At 65.3% G+C, this 3030-nt stretch carries 1 protein-coding gene; it reads right to left on the reverse strand.

The features are described from left to right. Positions 1-39: 39 nt before the first annotated feature. Positions 40-3030: efflux RND transporter permease subunit (locus BMX92_RS26660; protein WP_177185292.1), on the reverse strand; the 2991-nt coding region annotated here is incomplete at its 5' end.

Genomic DNA, 3030 nt, shown 5'->3' on the forward strand with positions numbered 1-3030 from the left:
CAGTCACTTCAACCAGCAGCGCGGCCGGCTAAAATTTCCTCATAAGGCAGCGTCCTTGCGTCGAGGCACTGTGATGAAGCGGGCCAGTCGGGGGCGGACCCGCATCTCGAAATCGTCGATGATCTCGTAGACCACGGGAACGAGAACGAGTGACAAGGCCGTGGACGAGATCAGCCCGCCGATGACGGCGAGCGCCATCGGCACGCGGAACTCCGAGCCTTCGCCGAGACCCAGCACAGTCGGCACCATCCCTGCGGCCATCGCGAACGTCGTCATGACGATCGGCCGCACACGTTCGCGGCAAGCCTCGATTAGCGCATCATGCTGGCTCACGCCCGCGCGTTCGGATTCGATCGCATGCTCGACAAGCAGGATCGAGTTCTTCGCCGCGAGGCCCATGAGCATGAGCAGACCGATCAGGGCCGGCAGGTTGAGCGCCGCGCCGCTCAGGACGAGGCTAGCAAAGGCGCCTATCAGCGAAAGGGGCAGGGCGGTAAGGATGGTGATCGGCTTGAAGAAGCTGCGGAACAGTAACACCAGCACCGCGAAGATCAGCGCGACGCCGGCGATCATGGCGCCAACGAACCCGCCGAACAACTCGTCCATGTCGGCGGACTGGCCGAAGGCGGGCCTGGTGACGCCTTCGGGCAGTTGCTGCATGATCGGCAGGGCGTCGATCTTCGCCAGCGCCTGCCCGATCGACACGCCGTTCAGTTCGGCCTGAACGGTGACACGGCGCTCGCGGTCGAACCGCTCGATGCGCGTGACACCCGGCTCAAAACTCAGCGAGGCCACAGCCGAGAGCGGAACGGTTTCGCCGGATGCGAGCGGTACGCGCAGATTACCGATGGTGTCGAAATCGGCGCGTGCGCTGTCGGGCAGCCTCACCCGCACAGGAAGGCGCTGCTCGCCATCGTTGAACCTAGCGGTGTTGGCGTCGACATCCCCCATGGTGGTAACACGGACGATCGCGGCAAGCGCCTCGGCCGTTACGCCGAGCCGCGCCGCTTCATCGGGCCTGGGGCGGATGACCAGTTCGGCGGCGGGGCGCGGAGCGAGCTGGTGGACATTGGCCAGGTCCGGCACGCCGCGCATCTGCCGTTCGAGTGCCAGGGCGGCCCTCGCCAGGGCATCGCCATTCTCTCCGGAGAGAATGACCTGGACGTTGGACCCACTCCCGCCGCCCTCGCCATAGCTCAGGCGCACATCTGGGATTGTGAGAAGAATAGGCCTGATCGCAGCCTGGAATGCCTGCGTGGTGCGCTCGCGCTCCTTCTTGAGGAGGATGGTCACGGTGCCCGTACCCACGCTACCACCGCTTCCGAGCGACGCGAATACGAGGTCGACATCGCCCTGTTCGTGCAGCCTGTCGGTGAGCAAGGTCGTTGCACGTCGCATTTCCTCCAGTGTGACGCCGGGCGGCCCTCCGACCTGGATATCGACGATCCCGTTGTCGCTCTCCGGCGTGAACCCGGTCGGGAGGGTGGTTGCCCGCCACAGCGACGCGACGAACAGGAGGCCGGCACCGGCCAGCGAGCGCCAGCGATGGGCAAGCGCCCACTCCACGATCCTCCGATAGGACCCGGTGAAGGGCTTGCGAGGTTTGGGGTGGGCGGACGGCTTGAGGAAGTAGGCGGCCATGAGCGGCGTGAGCAGCCGCGCGACCAGCAGCGAGGAGAGCACCGCGATCGCGACGGTCAGACCGAACTCGCGGAAGAACCGGCCCGCCATGCCCGGCATCAGCGAGACGGGCACGAATATGACGACGATGGCCATGGTCGTCGATATGACCGCCAGCCCGATCGCATCAGCACCCATGAGCGAGGCCTGATAGGGCGTTTCCCCGGCTTTGATACGCTTCTCGATATTCTCGATCTCGACGATGGCGTCGTCGACCAGCACCCCTATCACGAGGGTCAGCGCCAGCAGGGTGATGATGTTGAGGCTGAAGCCGAGCGCCGCCATCGCGGCAAAGGTTGGGATGAGTGCAATGGGCATGGTGAGCGCGGCGATGATCGTGCTGCGCCACTCGCGCAGGAAGGCGAACACCACCAGCGCGGCGAGCAGCATCCCTTCGAGCAGGACCATGACAGTCGCATTGAAACTCTCGCGCGTGTTGTCCGCGCCCGATATGAGCTTGCGGAACCGGACATCGCTATGCTCGGCCTGGAGCTGGGCGATCGCCTCGGTCATCTCATCCTCGACCGCCACGTCGGACGAGGCCATGGTCTTCATCACCTGGAAGGCGACGACCGAGCGGTTTTCGAGCTGGGCGAGATGCGTGCGCTGCGCCGGGCCGCTCGTGACGCTGGCGATATCGCCAAGGCGCAACTGCCGCCCATCGCCGGTCGGGATGCTCGTATCGCGCAGCTTGTCGACCGTATTGGCTGCGCCGAGCACCCGCACGGTCTGCGTGCGCCCGCCAACCTCGGTACTGCCACCCGGCACATCGGCATTGAAGCTCCGCAGGGCATTGTTGATCAAGGGAACCGTGAGCCCGAGAGCTTCAAGTCGCTCCGGGTCGAGCGTGACGTTGATCTCGCGGTCGACCCCGCCGAGGCGTTGGACCTGTCCTACCCCCTTTCGTGCCGCGAGGCGCCGGGCGACTATATCGTCGACGAACCAGCTCAATTCCACATCGGACATGCGCGACGAGGACACCGCATAGATCACCACCGGCCTGCTCTCGAACTCGATCCGCGAGACGACGGGCTCCTCGATCTCGCGCGGCAGCGCGTCGCGGATTCGGTCGATCGCCACGCGCACTTCATCGCTCGCGCGTTGCGGGTCTTCGCCGATGTCGAAATTGACGATCGTGCTCGACCGGCCAAGGGTGACGGTCGATTGGACATGATCGGCGCCGGGGATGTTGGAGACCGCCGCCTCGACCTCGCGGGTGATCTGCGTTTCGACTTCGCTCGGCGCGGCGCCGTTTAGCGTCACCGACACCTCGATGCTCGGAAAGGAGACATCCGGCACGAGCTTGACCGGCAAGGTGAGATAGCCGCCGATCCCGGCCAGCATCAGCAG

This window comes from Sphingobium sp. YR768 (assembly GCF_900111125.1).
GTDB lineage: Bacteria > Pseudomonadota > Alphaproteobacteria > Sphingomonadales > Sphingomonadaceae > Sphingobium.